The 615-nt window shown below is 34.5% G+C and carries 1 protein-coding gene; it reads right to left on the reverse strand.

Annotated features, from left to right (window positions below; genetic code table 11):
• The coding region (locus tag ELQ90_RS16460; protein ID WP_133425028.1) for a hypothetical protein at nucleotides 1–492 on the reverse strand (492 nt) is incomplete at its 3' end.
• Between the last annotated feature and the right edge of the window lie 123 nt (nucleotides 493–615).

Genomic DNA, 615 nt, shown 5'->3' on the forward strand with positions numbered 1-615 from the left:
GCTGACTTCTTCCCTGGTAAAAACTGAACTGAAATACTCATTCAGACTTTCTGCCATTAAAAATCCCTCTGATATTATTTTTCCAGCACTGTCCTCTAGTGGACCGACCTTATCCTGAACTTTCTGTTTGCTCCGGACATATGCATAAAAACTCTTGCTGTCATGTTTTATGTTACATGCTAATTTCTGTTCATAATTTCTCTTTGAGTTTCTAATTTCTGCTGTAGCTTGATTAAGTGCTTCTTTGTAACTGTTGTAGCTGTCTTCATTTCCAGTAAGTCTGTATAATTTCCACATTAATTGTTTATACTTTATTTTTCTAATGGCTTCTTTTGATAAATGTTTCTTTCTGGACCGTCTTCCTATTTTCTTCAATGGAATAAATTTATCAATGATGCATTCAATTTCACCCTTTAAAATATTCCAGCATTCTATTGCTGTCTTGTTCTTCAGTGTGTTATCCCAGTCTATCTTTGCTAAATATTTCCTCATATCCTTATATCGTCCTTTGTGGAAGTTTCTCCTGTACCGCTTTTTATTATTCCCTTCTGATTTTACTGTAATGGTAAAATGTACCTGGTTATGATCACTACTTCCCAGTGGCTCACATATCTT

This window comes from Labedella phragmitis (assembly GCF_004078635.1).
GTDB lineage: Bacteria > Actinomycetota > Actinomycetes > Actinomycetales > Microbacteriaceae > Labedella > Labedella phragmitis.